21 protein-coding genes and 2 tRNA genes are annotated in these 18,375 nt (G+C 41.1%); 10 read left to right on the top strand and 13 right to left on the bottom strand.

Annotated elements, in window-relative coordinates:
• Positions 1-464: 464 nt before the first annotated feature.
• The gene (locus FOA33_RS06735; protein WP_084944987.1) at positions 465-1,610 is read right to left on the bottom strand and encodes a low temperature requirement protein A; all 1,146 of its coding nucleotides are present in this window, start codon (positions 1,608-1,610) and stop codon (positions 465-467) included.
• A gap of 802 nt (positions 1,611-2,412) precedes the next feature.
• Between FOA33_RS06735 and FOA33_RS06730 the strand changes: the two genes are divergently transcribed.
• Together FOA33_RS06730 and FOA33_RS06725 are read left to right on the top strand one after the other, a co-directional pair.
• On the top strand, positions 2,413-3,702 hold the full coding sequence (locus FOA33_RS06730) for a DUF308 domain-containing protein (RefSeq protein WP_221161073.1): 1,290 nt from the start codon (positions 2,413-2,415) through the stop codon (positions 3,700-3,702).
• Between the two features lie 9 nt (positions 3,703-3,711).
• Positions 3,712-4,800, top strand: a complete 1,089-nt coding sequence (locus FOA33_RS06725) for an AI-2E family transporter (RefSeq protein WP_004193676.1) — start codon at positions 3,712-3,714, stop codon at positions 4,798-4,800.
• 140 nt (positions 4,801-4,940) lie between these two features.
• On the opposite strand, the gene FOA33_RS06720 is transcribed toward FOA33_RS06725, so the two are convergent.
• From FOA33_RS06720 to FOA33_RS06705, 4 genes are all read right to left on the bottom strand, one after another.
• A tRNA-Lys gene (locus FOA33_RS06720) sits at positions 4,941-5,013 on the bottom strand.
• Between the two features lie 62 nt (positions 5,014-5,075).
• Positions 5,076-5,591, bottom strand: a complete 516-nt coding sequence (locus FOA33_RS06715; protein ID WP_000672739.1) for a DUF308 domain-containing protein — start codon at positions 5,589-5,591, stop codon at positions 5,076-5,078.
• Positions 5,592-5,942: 351 nt separating this feature from the next.
• Positions 5,943-6,015 (bottom strand) — tRNA-Lys (locus FOA33_RS06710).
• A 265-nt stretch (positions 6,016-6,280) separates the two neighbouring features.
• Positions 6,281-7,552, bottom strand: a complete 1,272-nt coding sequence (locus tag FOA33_RS06705) for a replication-associated recombination protein A (RefSeq protein WP_221161072.1) — start codon at positions 7,550-7,552, stop codon at positions 6,281-6,283.
• A gap of 115 nt (positions 7,553-7,667) precedes the next feature.
• Here FOA33_RS06705 and FOA33_RS06700 point away from each other — a divergent pair, with 115 nt between their 5' ends.
• From FOA33_RS06700 to pepF, 6 genes are all read left to right on the top strand, one after another.
• Positions 7,668-8,138, top strand: a complete 471-nt coding sequence (locus FOA33_RS06700) for a DUF3013 family protein (protein WP_221161071.1) — start codon at positions 7,668-7,670, stop codon at positions 8,136-8,138.
• Between the two features lie 9 nt (positions 8,139-8,147).
• Entirely contained in the window at positions 8,148-8,579 is a 432-nt protein-coding gene (locus tag FOA33_RS06695) for an NUDIX hydrolase (protein ID WP_221161070.1), read from the top strand.
• Positions 8,572-9,045, top strand: coding sequence for a GNAT family N-acetyltransferase (locus tag FOA33_RS06690; RefSeq protein WP_221161069.1), 474 nt, complete (start codon positions 8,572-8,574; stop codon positions 9,043-9,045). The genes FOA33_RS06695 and FOA33_RS06690 overlap by 8 nt, the downstream gene beginning before the upstream one ends.
• Positions 9,046-9,182: 137 nt before the next feature.
• Complete coding sequence (gene prmA / locus FOA33_RS06685) at positions 9,183-10,133, top strand: 50S ribosomal protein L11 methyltransferase (RefSeq protein WP_221161068.1); 951 nt, start codon at positions 9,183-9,185, stop codon at positions 10,131-10,133.
• A gap of 1 nt (position 10,134) precedes the next feature.
• Positions 10,135-10,878 carry a 16S rRNA (uracil(1498)-N(3))-methyltransferase gene (locus FOA33_RS06680; RefSeq protein ID WP_221161067.1) on the top strand — a complete coding sequence of 248 codons (744 nt, stop codon included), beginning with the start codon at positions 10,135-10,137 and terminating at the stop codon, positions 10,876-10,878.
• A gap of 10 nt (positions 10,879-10,888) precedes the next feature.
• Positions 10,889-12,685, top strand: a complete 1,797-nt coding sequence (gene pepF, locus FOA33_RS06675; RefSeq protein WP_221161066.1) for an oligoendopeptidase F — start codon at positions 10,889-10,891, stop codon at positions 12,683-12,685.
• A gap of 168 nt (positions 12,686-12,853) precedes the next feature.
• Here the strand turns inward: pepF and FOA33_RS06670 are convergent, their stop codons facing one another.
• Entirely contained in the window at positions 12,854-13,243 is a 390-nt protein-coding gene (locus FOA33_RS06670; protein WP_000106199.1) for a nuclear transport factor 2 family protein, read from the bottom strand.
• Positions 13,244-13,391: 148 nt separating this feature from the next.
• Here FOA33_RS06670 and FOA33_RS06665 point away from each other — a divergent pair, with 148 nt between their 5' ends.
• Both FOA33_RS06665 and FOA33_RS06660 read left to right on the top strand, forming a co-directional pair.
• Entirely contained in the window at positions 13,392-13,739 is a 348-nt protein-coding gene (locus tag FOA33_RS06665; RefSeq protein WP_001133065.1) for a winged helix-turn-helix transcriptional regulator, read from the top strand.
• A 145-nt stretch (positions 13,740-13,884) separates the two neighbouring features.
• On the top strand, positions 13,885-14,553 hold the full coding sequence (locus FOA33_RS06660; protein WP_221161065.1) for an MIP/aquaporin family protein: 669 nt from the start codon (positions 13,885-13,887) through the stop codon (positions 14,551-14,553).
• Between the two features lie 253 nt (positions 14,554-14,806).
• On the opposite strand, the gene queF is transcribed toward FOA33_RS06660, so the two are convergent.
• The 7 genes from queF to FOA33_RS06625 form a co-directional block, all read right to left on the bottom strand.
• Positions 14,807-15,298 (bottom strand): preQ(1) synthase, encoded by a 492-nt coding sequence (queF, locus tag FOA33_RS06655; RefSeq protein WP_221161064.1) that lies wholly within the window; start codon positions 15,296-15,298, stop codon positions 14,807-14,809.
• Between the two features lie 17 nt (positions 15,299-15,315).
• On the bottom strand, positions 15,316-16,032 hold the full coding sequence (gene queE, locus FOA33_RS06650) for a 7-carboxy-7-deazaguanine synthase QueE (RefSeq protein ID WP_221161063.1): 717 nt from the start codon (positions 16,030-16,032) through the stop codon (positions 15,316-15,318).
• Positions 16,025-16,468: a 6-carboxytetrahydropterin synthase QueD gene (gene queD, locus FOA33_RS06645; RefSeq protein ID WP_213988193.1), complete on the bottom strand. Its 444-nt coding sequence runs from the start codon at positions 16,466-16,468 to the stop codon at positions 16,025-16,027. Before queD ends, queE begins: the two co-directional genes overlap by 8 nt.
• On the bottom strand, positions 16,468-17,121 hold the full coding sequence (gene queC / locus FOA33_RS06640) for a 7-cyano-7-deazaguanine synthase QueC (protein ID WP_213988192.1): 654 nt from the start codon (positions 17,119-17,121) through the stop codon (positions 16,468-16,470). Before queC ends, queD begins: the two co-directional genes overlap by 1 nt.
• A 202-nt stretch (positions 17,122-17,323) precedes the next feature.
• Positions 17,324-17,638 carry a thioredoxin gene (trxA, locus tag FOA33_RS06635; protein ID WP_001029581.1) on the bottom strand — a complete coding sequence of 105 codons (315 nt, stop codon included), beginning with the start codon at positions 17,636-17,638 and terminating at the stop codon, positions 17,324-17,326.
• A gap of 15 nt (positions 17,639-17,653) precedes the next feature.
• Positions 17,654-17,875, bottom strand: coding sequence for a DUF4649 family protein (locus FOA33_RS06630; RefSeq protein WP_000570267.1), 222 nt, complete (start codon positions 17,873-17,875; stop codon positions 17,654-17,656).
• A gap of 98 nt (positions 17,876-17,973) precedes the next feature.
• Positions 17,974-18,354: a MarR family winged helix-turn-helix transcriptional regulator gene (locus FOA33_RS06625; protein WP_221161062.1), complete on the bottom strand. Its 381-nt coding sequence runs from the start codon at positions 18,352-18,354 to the stop codon at positions 17,974-17,976.
• Positions 18,355-18,375: the final 21 nt, after the last annotated feature.

Here is an 18,375-nt window from a genome sequence, read left to right as displayed (position 1 = left end):
TGTATCACTGAGGGGCAAAAGAATTTTTTTACACATAAAATATATCTTGAGCATCCGTTGCTTGAGCATCCGTTGATGGAATAAAAGTAGGGGGGACACAAAAAAGCCTTGGTTCCAAGGCTTTTCCTGTTGTATTTAGATGCCCCCTGCATGAATTTGTAAGGAATTTTCATATTGAAAATAATCAAAAATGTTGAAATATAGCTGATTTTAGGGAAATACTTTTAGGTATTTTCAATGTCAGGATTTAAAAATGGGGCAAAAGTGGGGCAAAAACAAATTAACGAAAAAAATATCGAGTTCGTGCATCAAGTAAATGATAAATTGCAAGAATAAGTGCAACATTTACTCGAACTCATCCTCTAGAGCTTCACTAGCAGTTCTGTAAGCTAAACATTTTCGTGGTCGGTGATTGATATCATATAAAGCCTTGGTTCCCAAAGCTTTTTTATGTTATAAACTCATTAAAAGAACCCCCAGTTAGATTTGGAATATTTTTTATTCTGTGTCACATAAAAATAAATAAAATGAATGGCTATAGCTAGAGCTAAAATGGTTGTAATACTCACTACTATTATAGGATTAGAAGCAAAGATTAAAGAGAGAATCAAGGCAGCCAGATAGAGTGTCGCTTGGACACAGTAGTAACTTTTCGAATAGCGAAGATAGTGTTTGTTATAGGGCCCATTTACTAGGACAGCAACTTGGAAGAGGCCAAATCCGATATAAGAGAAGATGGTTGCAAAGAGAAGATTAGCTTCAGGATTCAGAAGAAAACTCATCGATACAGTCATCATAATAAGTCCAATGAAAATAGGATAGTGACTGTAAATTAGAAATAGTCCCTTTTGATTAGATTTTTCATCAATAGCATGGTCGAATTGACCAAAATAAAACAAGAACAGAGAAAGCATAATAATGAAATAAAGAACCGAATAAATCGAGAAATTCTCGATTGTAAAGAAGTTAGCTAGCTCCATAATCATCTCTCCAAACGTAATAATGACAAGAAGGGAGATGCGCTCGATTAAATGGGGGAGATTTACCTGGTAATGCTTATCTTTACTAAGCAAGATAATTGGCATAATAAATGTTAGCAGAATACTAGCAAATAAGACAGAGACTCCAACGTAAATAGGAAGAAGAGCTGCTAGATAGACTCCTAAACTTCCTAGACCTGTTATCCATAGAAAACCTTTGATACTTTCCCGTTCAACATTATCGGTTGATTTTCTAAAAAATTCAACCAAATATTGTAAAAATAAGGTAAAGGTTAATGTACCAACAGCCCAACAAAGATAATGAAAATATTGTTGCCAATCAGGTCCCATCATATTGGCTATAAAGAGTAAAAGTCCCATTTTGATAAACATGATTACCATGTTAAATAAAGAGTTCTTTCCATAGCGATTGGTATAAACGGTTTGAATCATCCATGAATCAGTGAGAACCAAAACAGCCATGAAAAAATCAAGGAAAGAATTCCAAGTCAAAATACCGTTATGAAGATGCTCAATTAAAGTAGTTACTTTTGAAATTGCAAAAACAAAAACTAAGTCATAAAAAAGTTCTGAAAATTCTACACGTTTATGTTTAATAAGAGTTGTCATCTTAAGACCTTTCTATTTTAGAAGTACAATTTATTATAACAGAAAATGGTAATGAGAGAAAAGGAGATGCTTAAATAACTTTATGTGGCGCTAATGAACTGCGCCACAAAAGTTAGGTTTTTTCTGTCCAACTTTTGGGGTCAGTACAGAAGGGCCGCTTTTTCTATCGTTTTTAGTGCTAAGACTACACAAAAAAGCCTTGTAAATCAAGGCTTTTTCCTGTTGATTTAGATGCCCCCTACAGGGATTTGGAAAGGACTTTCATATTGAGAGCAATTAAAAATATTGAAATATAAGTGATTTTAGGTATTTTCAATGTCATGATTTAAAAATGGGACAAAAGTGGGGCAAAAACCATACAGATTCTAAACTGTATGGTTCTTTTTTTATCTAACCAAGAAAGGTTAAAACTTATTAAAACACATGCAATCAACTGTTGAAAACTTTTTAGTCCGTGTAATATAAAAACAAGTAAAAAGTTGAACTATAGGGAATATTGTGTCATAATAGGTAATAGATGAATAATTAATAGATTGGAAATAATGCTTTCTTACCTTAACAAGTTGAATTGGTTATACATTTTTTCGTCGCAATTGTGTCTATCTCTCGAGTTTAGCTAGTTTTTATAAGCTCTGGTTTCTAATCAATATAACAAATTTTAGAAGTGCATAAGACAAGATGGTGACATTACTACAGTCATTTCTAGTCACCATATGTTGCTGGCACAGGCTGTTTGTAGTGTTGGCTATTTACTAGTCAGTTTAATCGGAGTGTTTAATTTTTATTGTTGAAAGGTTTTTATATGGCGAAAATTCTATCTTTAGGTCTGACAGGTAAGAAATTACTTGCTCAGGGGTTCTTGTTTGTTCTGCTAGGTCTCATCTTGATGGTCACGGGGACTTGGTTGCCAGTAAAGGTTATTCGACTGGTTCTGTTTTTAGCTTGGATAGCAACGGTCTTAGATTTAGTATTACGTATTTTCAAAAAAAGTCAGTCAACGGACACCTTGGGAGTTGCACTGGTTAAATTGTTAGTGCTGGGATATTTGCTTGGCTCCAATCTTGCGACGGATGTGCCGATTTATATTTTGGCTCTTGTGATTGGAGTTTATCAGATTTTTCATGCTAGTATTAACCTTGTCACCTATGTTCTCTACCGCAAAAACAAAATTCGACCTCGTTTTCGTCTCTTACTAGATGGACTCGTACTAGTTTTTCTTGGTGGGACTAGTCTTTTGTCCTCTACAGGAAATTCTGTCTTTCAACTCTTTGTATTAGGGGCTTATTTTTTCCTTTATGGTGTGTCCAATATCCGTGATGGTTTCTTGTTTGAGGAGGAAATTGGGAAAAACCATCTCAAACGTCGCATTAGAATTAGCTTACCTATTGTCCTAGCCGCTCTCATCCCTGCAAGAACTTTAGCAAAAATTAACAAATTTATGCTGGAAAATGCTGATGAGGAAGAAGATATCCATCTTGGAATAGTGAAGTCTGGTAAGACAGCAGAGCTAGAAATTTTTGTTCATACAGCTGAGACCTCCCTGTTTTCAGCTATTGGTCATGTGGATATCTGCTATCAAGGCCGTGTTATTTCTTATGGCAACTATGATCCGTCTTCTGAGACCTTATTTGGCATGGTAGGAGATGGTGTCTTATATTTCTGTGATCGTGACAAGTACATTGACCTATGTAAACGTGAGAGTCAAAAAACGCTTTTTGGTTATGGGATAGATTTGACGCCTGAAATGGAAAAAGCAGTTCAGAAAAAGTTGGCTGAATTGAAACAACTGACGATTCCATGGGAGCCAAGTGCAGATAAAATCATGACAGGTGATGGTAAGGAAGACTACACCTACGCTTATAAAATCAGACATGAGACAGATGGGGAACTTTATAAATTTATCAAATCTAAGTTTAAATCCTACTTTGTCTTATCTACAAACTGTGTGCTCTTGGCTGATACCATAGTCGGTCAGGCTGGCACCGATATCCTCTCACCCAAAGGATTTATCGCTCCAGGAACTTACCAAGCCTACCTTAATCGAGAGTTTGAAAAACCAAATAGTATAGTCGTATCTAAACATGTTTATTAAAGAGAATTTATGAACTTAGTAAAAAAATACACCCCGTTAATACTTTTTATAGGGCTGGTTGCTCTTGTAATTCTGAATGCATCGAGCTTTATATCAGGAGCAATCTCTCTCTTTGATGTAATATCAACCTTGATTTATGGTGCTGTTATTGCTTTTGTGCTTAATGTTCCTATGAAAAAAATTGAACAGTACTTAGTTAAATTGAAGGTAAAGGCAGAGTTGCGTCGTCCGATTGCCATGGTACTTGTTTTCCTAGCTCTTATCTTAATCGTGATTGCTCTTTTGGTTTTGGTGCTGCCAACCCTAGCCCAGACTATTAGTCAGCTGGGAACAGTCCTTTCAACAGTCCTTACTCAACTTGGGAAATTGCTAGGCAGCTCGGAATTTGTAACCAAAGACATGTTGTCAACTATCGTATCAGGCATACAGGGACAATCTAGTTCTATTAGCCAAGCTTTGATAGGTTTTTTATCAGGTCTGACTAGTAATATCGGCAATATTTTTTCAAGTTTGATGAATGCCTTTTTGATTATAGTCTTCACCTTTTTATTTTTATCCAGTAAGGAACATTTGGCAGCGATGACGAGTCGACTTCTAAAAGTTTTTCTTCCAGAGAAGGTGGTGATAAAGTTGACTTACATTGGACAAGTAGCACTAGAGACTTATGACCAATTTTTGATGAGTCAGCTGATTGAAGCAGTTATCATAGGAGTTATGATAGCGGTTGGTTACAGCGTGTTTGGGATACCCTATGGAGTAATGACAGGTATCTTTGCAGGAGTGCTATCGTTCATTCCTTATGTAGGGCCTATGATTGCTTGTGTTGTGGGAGCGATTTTTATCTTCACAGTGAGTCCTACTCAAGCCTTACTTTCTCTTCTTCTATATCAAGTTATACAGCTGATTGAAGGAAACCTTATTTATCCTAGAGTTGTAGGTCAGTCTATTGGTTTGCCAGCTATTTTCACGCTTGCGGCTGCTAGTATTGGAGGGAATCTTTTCGGACTACTTGGAATGATATTCTTTACCCCCGTATTTGCTGTTATCTATCGACTGGTTAAAGAATTTGTCGTTGCAAAGGAAAATCAGGTAGATTAAGAAAAACTAAATTTAATAAGATATACTGAGAAGAGAGTGAGAGATTCTCTTCTCTTTTATTTTTAAATACTTTTCTACAAAAAGCTATTAGACGTTAAAAAAAGCCTTGGTTTCAAGGCTTATTTCTGTTGATTTAGATGTGCCCCCTGCAGGGCTCGAACCTGCGCCCCATAGCTTAAGAGTCTACTGCTCTACCAACTGAGCTAAGGAGGCAACAGAAAAAGCTGAGAATGTAACTTCCCAGCTATTTTAATATGCCCAAAATGGCAGCTAGATTATTTACGAAAGGCATCAAGGATATAGGTGAAACCAACAATTAAAAATGCAAAGGCAACGACATAAACGACAAAGACACTTGTAGCTACTGGATTGAACAAAATCACTAGACCTAGTAAAAATGCAAGCAACGCTATCCACATGATATGGTTGCCAATAATAGGGAAAATCAATCCCAGACGATTGCCTTTAAAGAAAGCTATAATGGCTTCTACAATTAACCAAATTCCTAAAATAGTTGGAATGACAACTGGCAGCGTCACAAAGCCATAGGCAACGAGGTAAAGAGCTAAGAGAAGATTAACAATCCCTTGGAAAAGATGAGCTGGTGAGCGAAGCTCTTTTGGTACAGAGAAATAGCCTAAAATAGCTGCTATAGAAGAAACCAGTAAACCAAATGCAATCCACCAGCTGTAAGCAACAAGATTAGCTACTGGGTTTGTAAATAGGAAAAGTCCTAAAAGGACAAAAACAACTCCTGCAAGGAATAGCAGTAAACGATTAGAAAATTTCATTTCAATACCCCCTATATAGTATAGTATAGTTTGATAATAAAAATATTATACACCTTTTTAGAGGAAATGTCAATAAACTAAATGGAAAATTTGGAAGTTTCAGTCTGATTCATGAAAAGAAAATCAGTTTTTATTATTTTGAAAATAAAAAGAGAAGATAAAATTTGTCTTCTCTACATGAAAATATTGTATGGCATCAAAGCAAAAGTAACTGGCTTTACACTATTTGTTAAGATGTAATTTGGTTCAAAAAGAAAAGATAGATTTAAAAGTGGGGCAAATGATGAGGCAAATCAGTTATAGATAAGCAAAAAAGCCTTGGTTATCAAGGCTTTTCCTGTTGTATTTAGATGCCCCCTACAGGGATCGAACCTGTGACCCACGGATTAAGAGTCCGCTGCTCTGCCAGCTGAGCTAAGGAGGCAAAGAAAAAAGCTGTATTGGTGCCGAAACTTCACGGTTTGTATTGAACCCGCGCAATTAAGCAGGTGGGCAACTCGCTCTAACTGAAGCTGTTTCCGTGTGAGACGGCCTACATGCTGTTAGAAGACTTTTGTTTCCCTAATAATACAAAAAATAGTCGGTCAACACTTAAGTGTGAAGTCGTACACCACAGCGTTTCTATATTTATATGATACCACTTTTTTTAAAAAATTCAAGAGGAAAATTTATTTTTTTTGAAAAGGATTTCACAAGTTTCTTAATTTATCAATGGTTTCCTTACGTTGGGCTAAGGCCCGTTCGTACTTGCCAGTTTCCTCTGGTGAAAAGTAGCTATGATTGCGAATCTTTTCTGGCAAGTAGTCTTGTTTGACCCAGTGTCCAGGATAGTTGTGTGGATAGAGATAGTTTTGAGCGTTGCCCAATTCCTTGCTACCGCTATAATGTCCATCACGCAGATGTCGAGGGATAGGCAAATGCCCTGATGTTTTAAGATCAGCAAGGGCCTTGTCCATCGCCACATAGGCTGAGTTGGATTTTGGAGAGAGGGCCAGATCAATGACGACATTAGCTATGAGAATGCGGGCTTCTGGGAAGCCAATCCTTTGTGCAGCATCTAGAGCAGTTACGGTATGAATCTGCGCTTCAGGATTGGCCAAGCCGATATCTTCATAAGCGATAACAGTCAAGCGACGAGCGAGACTGGGCAGATCACCAGCTTCAATCAAGCGGGCAGCGTAGTGGAGACTGGCATCTACATCCGAGCCACGGATGGACTTTTGTAGGGCTGAGAGGACATCGTAGTGACCGTCCCCATCCTTATCCATGGTAATGTAACTCCGTTGCAGGCTATTTTCCATGATATCAAGAGTGATGTGGCGGATGCCCCTGTTATTCTCGGGGGTAGAGAGAACGGCTAAGTCCAGTGAGTTAAAGGCAGAACGGAGGTCTCCATTTGTAGAGGTCGCGATGAAATCCAGTGCATCCTCCTCTAGCTCAACTGGGAAATCAAAACCACGCTCAGGTTCGCTGAGAGCTGTTTGAATGGCTTCTTTGATATCTTGATTGGACAAGGGTTCTAATTCAAAAATCTGAACACGGCTACGAATGGCTGGGGTGACAGAAAAGAAAGGATTTTCAGTCGTCGCCCCAATCATGATAACCAGACCACTTTCCAAGAGTGGCAGAAGGAAGTCTTGCTTGGTTTTATCTAGTCGGTGAATCTCGTCTAGTAGTAGGACCAATCCACCAGAGAATTTAGCTTCTTCTGCGATTTCTTGGAGTCGCTTTTTACTATCCACTGTCGCGTTAAAGGTCCGAAAGGCATACTTGGTCGTTCCAGCGATGGCAGAGGCGATACTGGTCTTGCCGATTCCTGGAGGTCCGTAGAGAATCATGGAGGACAGACGATTGGCTTCCACCATGCGACGGATAATTTTCCCAGGTCCGACCAGATGCTCCTGACCGATGACCTGGTCGATGGTTTTTGGGCGCATGCGAAGTGCGAGATTGTCTGGCATAGCAGTCCTTTCTAACATGGATTTTCTGATGTATATGTGGTAAGATGGTAGTATCTATTTTAGCATATTTCTGAGTAATCGGGGCGATTTAAGAGCCGCATAGAAAGAGGACAAAATGGCAACATATGGATTTTTAGATGTTTTAGAGGAAGAGTTGGATAAGAACTTTCCCTTTGACTATGAGATTAGCTGGGACAAGCGCAACCACGCGGTTGAAGTGAGTTTTCTATTGGAAGCGCAAAACGCTATAGGTGTGGAAATAGTGGATGAAGACGGAGAAGTGTCATCAGATGATATCCTCTTTGAGGAAGCAGTGCTTTTTTACAATCCTGCCAAGTCAACAATCAATAAAGAAGACTATTTAACGGTCATCCCTTATCTACCTAAGAAAGGTTTCTCTCGCGAGTTTTTAGCTTATTTTGCGCTTTTCCTAAAAGATACTGCCGAGGTTGGGCTGGATGCGCTCATGGACTTTTTGGAAGATCCAGAAGCAGAAGAGTTTGTCATGGAATGGAACCAAGAAGTCTTTGAAGAAGGGAAAGCAGGCTTGGAAGAGGGAGAGTTTTATCCTTATCCGAGATACTAGGAGTCTGATATGGAAATAGAGATTTCTGATTTTACAGGTTGCAAGATTGCTTTGTTTTGTGGGGATAAGCTTTTGACTATCTTACGCGATGATAAGGCAAGCATTCCCTGTCCAAATATGTGGGAGTTGCCAGGTGGTGGCCGTGAAGAGGATGAAAGTCCTTTTGAATGCGCAGCGCGTGAAGTTTATGAAGAACTAGGGATTCATTTGACTGAAGATTGTCTGCTTTGGAGTAAGGTGTACCCAAGTATGCTTTTTGAGGGGAAGGAGTCGGTCTTTTTAGTTGGCAAGTTAAGGCAGGAACAGTTTGATAGTATCGTCTTTGGTGACGAAGGGCAGGGCTACAAACTGATGGGCATTGAGGAATTTCTTGGCTCAGATAAGGTCGTGCCCCAGTTGCAGGGGAGATTGAGGGAATATTTGGAGGGAGAGTATGATTAGACTTGAACGAGCAGGAGCAGAGGATTTAGAAACCGTAATTGCAATTCAAAGAGCTAGCTTTAAGGCTGTCTATGAAAAATACCAGGATGAGTATGATCCTTATCTCGAGGATCGTGAACGAATCAAGTGGAAATTGGTTGAGCGTCCCAATAGCTATTACTACTTTGTGAAAGAAAAGGGAGAAAATATCGGATTTTTACGAGTTCAGACCAATGAAGAGTTGACGGAGGCCTGGTTGGGAACGGCAGCGATTTTGCCCCAGTATCAAGGAAAGGGTTATGGTTCGGAAGGACTCAGATTGTTGGAAAAGGAATTTCCGACTATTAAACAGTGGGATTTGTGTACGGTATTACAGGATGCGGGGATGGTCGCCTTTTATGAGAAAAATGGCTACCGTCAAACTCATATCGAGCCTGAAAAAGAAGGTATGGATATGGTTTACATGAAAAAATTGATTGACAAATAGAAAGGATGGTTCGGTTACATTTCTAAACTGAACCCGCCCTAAACACTGTGCCAAAAAGATAAACTTCTCTTAGACACAAGCGTCTTCAGAGAGTTTCCTATTTTGGCTTTGTGTTTTACGGGCTTGGTATCTTAAATATGGAAACATGGCAAGAGTTAAAAGTTACAGTGAAGCGTGAGGGGGAGGAGCTGGTCTCTAATCTCTTGATTGAACTGGGGGCGCAAGGTGTTGCGATCGAAGACAGCATGGACTATGTGGGGAATGTCGACCGTTTTGGCGAGATTTTCCCAGAGGTTGAGCAGCAAGAAGAAATCGTGGTGACAGCCTATTATCCCGAAACGGTTGATGTAGCAGTGGTTGAGGCAAACTTGCAGGCTCGTCTGGCAGAATTGACGGATTTTATGGATTTGGGAGAGATCAAGGTTGGCACGACTGCCTTGGCTGAGGAAGACTGGGCAGACAACTGGAAGAAATACTATGAGCCAGCTCGTATCACTCATGACTTGACCATCGTGCCGTCGTGGACGGACTATGAGGCGACTGTGGGAGAAAAGATCATCAAGCTAGATCCTGGTATGGCCTTTGGTACTGGGACGCATCCAACCACTAAGATGAGCCTCTTTGCCTTGGAGCAGGTTCTTCGTGGTGGCGAAACGGTGCTAGATGTGGGTACTGGTTCAGGAGTACTTTCCATTGCTAGCTCGTTGCTTGGTGCCAAGGAAATCTTCGCCTACGACCTAGATGATGTGGCAGTTCGGGTTGCTCAGGAAAATATTGAGCTCAATCCCGGCATGGAAAACATCCATGTAGCGCCAGGTGATTTGCTCAAGGGTGTGGAGATTGAGGCAGATGTCATTGTGGCCAATATCTTGGCGGATATCCTCATTCATCTGACAGACGATGCCTATCGTTTGGTCAAGGATGAAGGCTACCTCATCATGAGTGGCATTATCAAGGACAAGTGGGACATGGTGCGCGAGTCGGCTGAGTCAGCTGGATTTTTCCTTGAAACCCATATGATTCAAGGGGAATGGAATGCCTGTGTTTTCAAGAAGACCAAGGATATTTCAGGTGTGATTGGAGGCTAGCATGCAGCAGTATTTTGTCAAAGGAAGTGCTTGCTCTCCTGTCACCATTGAGGACAAGGAAACCGGTAAACACATGTTTCAGGTTATGCGCCTGAAAGAAGGCGATGAGGTTGTTTTGGTCTTTGAGGATGGTATCAAGCGTTTGGCGCGCGTTCTGGATGTGGAAAACCGTCAGTTTGAGTTGGTCCAAGAATTAGCTGACAATGTCGAACTTCCCATCCAAGTGACCATCGCATCAGGCTTTCCCAAGGGAGACAAGCTTGAGTTTATCACTCAAAAAGTAACCGAACTGGGTGCCAGCCAGATCTGGGCCTTTCCTGCTGACTGGTCAGTCGCCAAGTGGGATGGTAAGAAGTTGGGTAAAAAGGTTGAAAAACTAGAAAAAATCGCCCTTGGAGCGGCAGAACAAAGCAAGCGAAATCTGGTCCCAAGTATTAAGCTTTTCGAGAAAAAAGCAGATTTTCTAGCTCAGTTTGACCAGTTTGACTCTATCGTAGTGGCCTACGAAGAGTCGGCTAAAGAAGGAGAATCAGCTGCTCTTTTACAAGCAGTTAGTGACCTTGAAAAAGGAGCCAAATTGCTCTTTATCTTTGGTCCAGAAGGTGGTTTATCACCTGCGGAAATTGAAAGTTTTGAAGCCAAAGGAGCTGTTTTGGCAGGTCTTGGACCTCGTATATTAAGAGCAGAAACAGCACCGCTTTACGCCTTATCAGCCCTTGGCGTATTATTAGAATTAGAGAAATAAGAGGAAGAAAATGGAACAAAAACACCGTTCAGAATTTCTAGAAAAGGAACTTTGGGATTTAACCGCCCTATACCAAGACCGTGAGGATTTCTTGCGAGCAATCGAAAAGACTCGCGAAGACATCAACCAATTTAGCCGTGACTATAAGGGCAATCTTCACACTTTTGAGGATTTTGAAAAGGCCTTTGCAGAATTGGAACAAATCTACATTCAGATGAGCCATATCGGCAATTATGCCTTTATGCCTCAAACGACAGACTATAGCAATGAAGAGTTCGCCAATATCGCCCAAGCTGGGATGGAATTTGAAACAGCTGCCAGTGTAGCCTTGACCTTCTTTGACGACGCCTTGGTAGCAGCAGACGAGGAAGTCTTGGACCGTTTGGGTGAATTACCACATTTAACAGCTGCCATTCGTCAGGCAAAAATCAAAAAAGCCCACTATCTAGGGGCTGATGTAGAGAAGGCCTTGACCAATCTCGGTGAAGTTTTCTACAGTCCACAGGATATTTACACCAAGATGCGTGCTGGGGATTTCGAAATGGCTGACTTTGAAGCCCATGGCAAGACCTACAAAAATAGCTTTGTGACCTATGAAAATTTCTACCAAAACCACGAGGACGCTGAGGTTCGTGAGAAATCTTTTCGTTCTTTCTCAGAAGGACTCCGTAAGCACCAGAATACAGCTGCAGCAGCCTATCTAGCTCAGGTTAAGTCTGAAAAACTCTTGGCTGATATGAAGGGCTACGACTCAGTTTTTGACTATCTTTTGGCTGAGCAAGAAGTGGACCGTGCTATGTTTGACCGCCAGATTGACCTTATCATGACGGACTTTGCGCCAGTCGCTCAGAGATACCTCAAGCATGTTGCCAAGGTTAATGGTCTAGAAAAGATGACTTTTGCAGACTGGAAGCTAGACTTGGACAGTGCCCTCAATCCTGAAGTGAGCATTGATGATGCCTACGATTTGGTCATGAAGTCAGTCGCACCATTGGGTCAGGAATACACCCAAGAAATTGCCCGCTACCAAGAAGAACGCTGGGTGGACTTCGCTACCAATAGTGGCAAGGATTCTGGTGGTTATGCAACGGATCCATATCGTGTGCATCCTTATGTCCTCATGAGCTGGACAGGTCGTTTGAGCGATGTCTATACTTTGATTCATGAAATCGGGCATTCTGGTCAATTTATCTTTTCAGATAATCACCAAAGTTACTTCAACGCTCATATGTCGACTTACTATGTTGAAGCGCCGTCAACCTTCAATGAATTGCTCCTCAGTGATTACTTGGAACACCAGTCTGACGACCCGCGTCAAAAACGCTTTGCCCTTGCCCATCGCTTGACAGATACCTACTTCCATAACTTTATTACCCACCTCTTGGAGGCTGCCTTTCAGCGCAAGGTTTATACATTGATTGAAGAAGGAGAAACCTTCGGAGCAAGCAAACTTAACAGCATTATGAAGGAAGTCTTGACGGATTTCTGGGGAGATGCCATTGAAATTGACGACGATGCGGCTTTGACTTGGATGCGCCAGGCCCACTACTACATGGGCTTGTATAGCTACACCTACTCAGCCGGACTTGTCATCTCGACTGCGGGTTACCTTCATCTGAAACATTCAAAAACGGGAGCTGAAGATTGGCTCAATCTCCTCAAATCAGGTGGTAGCAAGACACCACTTGAGTCAGCCATGATTATCGGAGCCGATATCTCAACGGATAAACCACTCCGTGATACCATCCAGTTCTTGTCAGACACAGTTGACCAGATTATTGCTTATAGTGCTGAGTTGGGGGAGTAAATTAAAAGAGTCTGGGACAAAAGTCTAACCTTAAATATAAAAAGCGAACAAAACGAGTTATCTGACACTCAGAATACTGTCTTGTTCGCTTTTTTTCTAATCTATCGATTTTAAAAATTTATAATAAAGAATTCCTAAAATCAAAATTTTTTGTCCCAGCCTCTTAAATTATCCCCAAAAGCTATCTTCTTCAGCTTGATCTGAAGAGAAGAGCCAAACTTCTTTGATTTTTCCGTCTTCAATACGGAAGAGGTCAATCCCGTTCATATTGAGTTCAGTACCATCAGCACGTGTTCCGAGAAAAGTAACATTAGCTGCGATTAAATCCTTATTGTCAGAAACCCAATTTGTTATCACCTTAAAGGTTCCATTAGTTTTCTCAGCAAATGTAGCTAGGTGAGATCCTAGCTTGTCCTTACCAACAACTGAACCAGATATACTATGATTACCAGGTTGATGCCAGACAATATCATCTGCCATCGTTTCAAAGACACCAGGAAAGTCACCAGCAATTAAAGCTTGGTTATAAGCATTGAAAATTTCTAAGTTTGTTGACATATCTATTCTCCATTTCTTTTTTATGGTATAATTGTAACAGTTAAAATCAAAAAAACAAGTAGACACTTTTTCGATAGCTAGTATCAAAAGTAGTACTATTATTGATACTAAAAGATAAATTTTAAAAAAAATAGAAAGAAGATATTTTATGCCAAATAAAGTGAGTGAGTATGGTATTTGTCCATTTGCGACAACGCAAAGGGTTTTAACAGGGAAATGGGCACTGGTAATCATTTATCAGTTGAGTACGGGTACTAAACGATTTAAAGAATTGCAGAGATTATTGCCTGGGATTACTCAAACTATTTTGACCCGTCATCTCCGTCAATTAGAAAAGGATAAGATTGTTCAACGAAAGGTCTATGCCGAAGTTCCCCCACGAGTTGAGTACAGCTTAACCGAAATGGGGCAGGAATTCAGAGTTGTTTTAGATGCTGTCGAAAACTGGGGTCTGGATTATATTAAGTTGCTAAATGCTAATGAGATAGGCAACTGATAAGTTCCATAGAGGGAATGTATTTTTTATCGCATCCCTCAATTAAAAGACAGTAAGGCAAACCAGTAAATTTCCAGTCAATTTTCTTGAAACCCTTTCCTTCTTTTGATAGACTAATACATAGTTTAAAAAAAGGAGATTTATCATGAAAAAATTTATTGCTGAATTAATCGGTACATTTATGCTTGTGTTCATCGGAACAGGAGCTGTTGTTTTTGGGAATGGTGTTGAAGGTCTTGGGCACCTTGGGATTGCTCTTGCTTTTGGTTTGGCCATCGTAGTCGCAGCTTTCTCAATCGGAACTGTTTCAGGTGCTCACTTGAATCCAGCAGTTTCGATCGCTATGTTTGTAAACAAACGTTTGTCATCTTCTGAACTTGTAAACTACATCCTTGGACAAGTAGTTGGAGCTTTCCTTGCGTCAGCTGCAGTATTCTTCCTCTTGTCTAACTCAGGCATGTCAACTACTAGTCTTGGTGAAAATGCCTTGGCAAACGGTGTCACTGTCTTTGGTGGTTTCTTGTTTGAAGTTATCGCAACTTTCTTGTTTGTCTTGGTTATCATGACTGTAACATCAGCAAGCAAGGGCAATGGTGCGATTGCTGGTTTGGTGATTGGTTTGTCCTTGACAGCCTTGATCCTTGTGGGCTTGAACATCACTGGCCTTTCAGTAAACCCAGCTCGTAGCTTGGCACCAGCTGTCTTGGTAGGTGGTACAGCCCTTCAACAAGTATGGATTTTCATCCTTGCCCCAATCGTTGGTGGCGTTCTTGCAGCTCTTGTTGCGAAAAACTTTCTTGGAACAGAAGAATAATTGAAATTCAAAAAGCCTTGCTCCTCATCTTGAGGAACAGGGCTTTTTCGTATGATACTCTTCGAAAATCTCTTCAAACCACGTCAGCTTCGCCTTGCCGTAGATATGTTACTGACTTCGTCAGTTCTATCTACAACCTCAAAGCAGTTCTTTGAGCTGACTTCGTCAGTCTTATCTATAACCTCAAAGCACTGCTTTGAGCAACCTGAGGCTAGCTTCCTAGTTTGCTCTTTGATTTTCATTGAGTATGAGTTTAGCGGTTGTGAATTTTCTCTGGGTAAAGATCGTGTTGGAAGAGGCGTTGTTCTGCCAAGCCTTCATACTTAGTTCCAGGTCTACCGTAGTTGTAGTAGGGGTCGATTGAAATGCCCCCGCGTGGAGTGAATTTTCCCCAGACTTCTAAATAGCGAGGGTCTAGCAAGTTGACCAAGTCTTTCCCGATGGTGTTGATACAGTTTTCGTGAAAATCCCCATGATTTCGGTAGCTAAAGAGGTAGAGTTTGAGGGATTTTGACTCGACACAGAGCTTGTCAGGAATGTAGGAAATATAAATGGTCGCAAAATCTGGCTGAGCCGTAATAGGACAAAGCGAGGTAAATTCAGGACAGTTAAATTTGATGAAATAGTCATTTTCCACATGACGATTGTCAAAAGATTCGAGGACATCTGGTTGATAGTCAAAGATGTAGTTGGTTTCTTTGTTGCCTAGTAGGCTTAGATTTTTCATTTCTTCTTGTTGTGACATGATTTTTTCTTTCTAATTTAAACACCACGTTGGTTATCGTAGAGGAGAGTATGCAGTTGAGGGAGGACGCGGACATTGCCCCAGCTATCATCAGCGGCGATGCGTTCCCAAAGTTCTTTGAGACGGTCCAGTTGGTCTTGGACAATATTACCCGTAGCCTTGGGCTCAGGGTTTCCAGCTGATAAGAAAAGGACATCTGGTTGGTAGCGTTCTTGAATACCTTTGGCAAAAGCTAAATCTGCATCATCAAAGACAGGAATTTTAAAGGTGACCTTATCTGGATCGAGTTGGGAAACGATAAAGTCCAAGGTCTCAAAGTTGACTTCCATCTTGGAGGAAGGAGGTTTGGGACTCAGAGTGACTTGGTCAATGTCTTTTAACCAATTTTGCCAGCGGGAGCCTTGGGTCTCAACAGCTAGAGTGACTCCACGTTCTTTGAGCTTGGTGACGAGTTGAGCCATGTTGGTTGCTAGGATAGCAGGATTTCCGCCAGACAAGGTAACGTAGTCGTAGCTTCCCAATTTATCTAAGGCAGCAATGACTTCGTCAGCCGTCATGCGAGTTGGTTTTTCAGAACCATCCCAAGTAAAGGCGGAGTCACACCAGTCGCAGTGGTAGTCGCAACCAGCAGTACGGACAAACATGGTTTTCTGCCCAATAGCACGACCTTCACCTTGAAAGGTTGGGCCGAAAATTTCCAGAACAGGTAGTTTGAGGACACGTTCCCTAGTCATCTAACCACTCCCGTCTAAACTCTGCAAAGGCAGTCGGAGTCTCATAGAGACGAACGTATTCCAAACGAAGACTGCGCTCGTCTGGTAACTCTTGACTCATGGTTTGAAAAATCCAGTAAACCATATTTTCAGCAGTCGTGTTCATATAAGGCAGGCTTTCATTGAGATAGCGATGATCCAAGTGGGGCTCTAAGTAGTCCTTGTAGATAGCTTTTATGTCTCCAAAGTCATAGGTCATGCCACGGTCGTCTAAAAAACCACTAACAGCAATCTGCAGATGATAAGTGTGGCCGTGCAGGGACTTGCATTTTCCCTCATAGTGAAAGAGGTGGTGGGCAGCATCAAAGGTAAACTCTTTTGATACCAAGGTTCTGTGAGGATTGTAGACAAGAGACTCCCCAGTTTCTTGTTTGATTTCTTTAGGTGCAAAAAACATTAGCCCTCTCCTTTCTGTGAGAGATAAACATCTAGGCCATGCTGACGTAGGTGGCAAGCTGGGCAATCTCCACAGCCACTTCCGATAATCCCATTGTAGCAGGTCAAGGTCTTTTCACGAACGTATTCAAAGGCACCTAGTTGGTCGGCTAATTCCCAAGTTTCAGCCTTGTCTAGCCACATGAGAGGTGTTTGGATAACAAAGTCGTAATCCATGGCAAGGTTGAGGGTAACATTAAGGGATTTGACAAAGACATCTCGACAATCGGGGTAGCCTGAGAAGTCTGTCTCGCAGACACCTGTCACGATGTCTTTAATGCCCCGTTGCTTGGCAAGAACTGCCGCAAAGGAAAGAAAGAGGTGGTTGCGACCGTCAACAAAGGTATTGGGAACCTCTCCCTCTTTTTGCTCGATTTCTATATCAGAGGTCAGCGCATTTTCAGTGATTTGTCCCAGCAGAGACATATCTAAGATGTGATGACGAATGCCTTGTTCCTTAGCGATTTCTCTAGCGACTTGGATTTCGAGATGATGGCGTTGGCCATAGGCAAAGGTGACAGCTTCGACTGTTTCATAGTGTTCTTTAGCCCAAAAGAGGCAGGTTGTGGAATCTTGACCGCCGCTAAAGACGACCAAGGCTGATTGACGTTTCATAGTACTCCTTCCAAAATGGGAAATGTTCAGAGCACGCAAAAAGCTCCCTTTAGGGGAGCTAAAAAATACCAAGTAGAGGTTTTTTTTAGCGATGGCATGTCCCAAACATCGTAATATTCTACCTACAGTCTAGCATATTTTTTGAAAAATGGCAAAGGGCAAGAAAAAAGAGACCAAATAAAGTACTTGGTCTCTCGTGTGATTAGCTCAATTCAGCAACGATGGCCTTGATTTGTTCTGCAGTGTGTACTCCAGCAACTTGTTTTACCACTTGGCCGTCTTTTTTGAAGAGAAGAGTTGGGATAGACATGATTCCAAAGGCACGAGCTGTGTTTGGATTTTCATCAACGTCCATTTTAACGATTTTCAAGACATCTTCTGAAAGTTCTTCAGACAATTTATCCAAGATTGGACCTTGCATACGACATGGACCACACCAAGTTGCCCAGAAGTCTACCAAGACCAAACCGTCTTTTGTTTCTTGTTCAAATGTTGCATCTGTAATTGCTTTTGCCATTGTATTTCTCCTTTTTTAGTTATATTGGCTTAAATCTTGTTTCATGAGATAGAAGAAGACATCTCCATAAGTCCCATGGTAGTCCAAATCATGACCATTATAGGTTAATTTTTGAACGGGGTAATAGTCTGCGACACCGATAAGGCAAGCTTGTTGAGAACGTTCAAAGTCTTGGTAAGACTCGAAAGTCATGGTTCTCTCTTGTTTGCTGGTATCTAGATAAGTAATTTCGATCATATTAAACTCCTTTGTTTGACCTTGGCTTTATTGTACTCCTTGAAAAGAGGAATGTCAAGAAAAATGATTGCGCACGCAACTTTTTTAAAAAATACTTATTAAGGCAAGAAATCAAGACTGGTTTCCAATCTTTCTTCGACGGCTTTTTGTAGATAAGCCAGGGTTGTTTGTCCCTCGTTAGTCAGGCAGATAAAACTAGCCCGTCTATCCTGATCGCAACATCTGCGACTAAGCAAACCACAGTTTTTCTCTTCTAACCTAGCCACCATTCGAGAAACAGCGCTTGGGCTGAGATGGAGTTTATCTGGCAGGTCAATCTGTCGTAGAGATTTTTCTTGGGCTAGATTCAGATAGTAGAGCAGGTAAAACTCTTTCAAGTTCATCCTTTGTTCACTCTGCTGGGCAATAGTTTCTTCCAACAAGGCTTCCATTTCCTTTTGACGGCGGTTGTAGTCAAACCATTTTTCTAAGTAGGTCATTGCTTTCTCCTTTCTTTTCAA

Origin of the sequence: Streptococcus cristatus, from assembly GCF_019685515.1 — a bacterium.
Lineage (GTDB): Bacteria > Bacillota > Bacilli > Lactobacillales > Streptococcaceae > Streptococcus.
The sequence above is the reverse complement of the archived record's forward strand: the minus strand, read 5'-3'. Positions and strand labels throughout refer to the sequence as shown.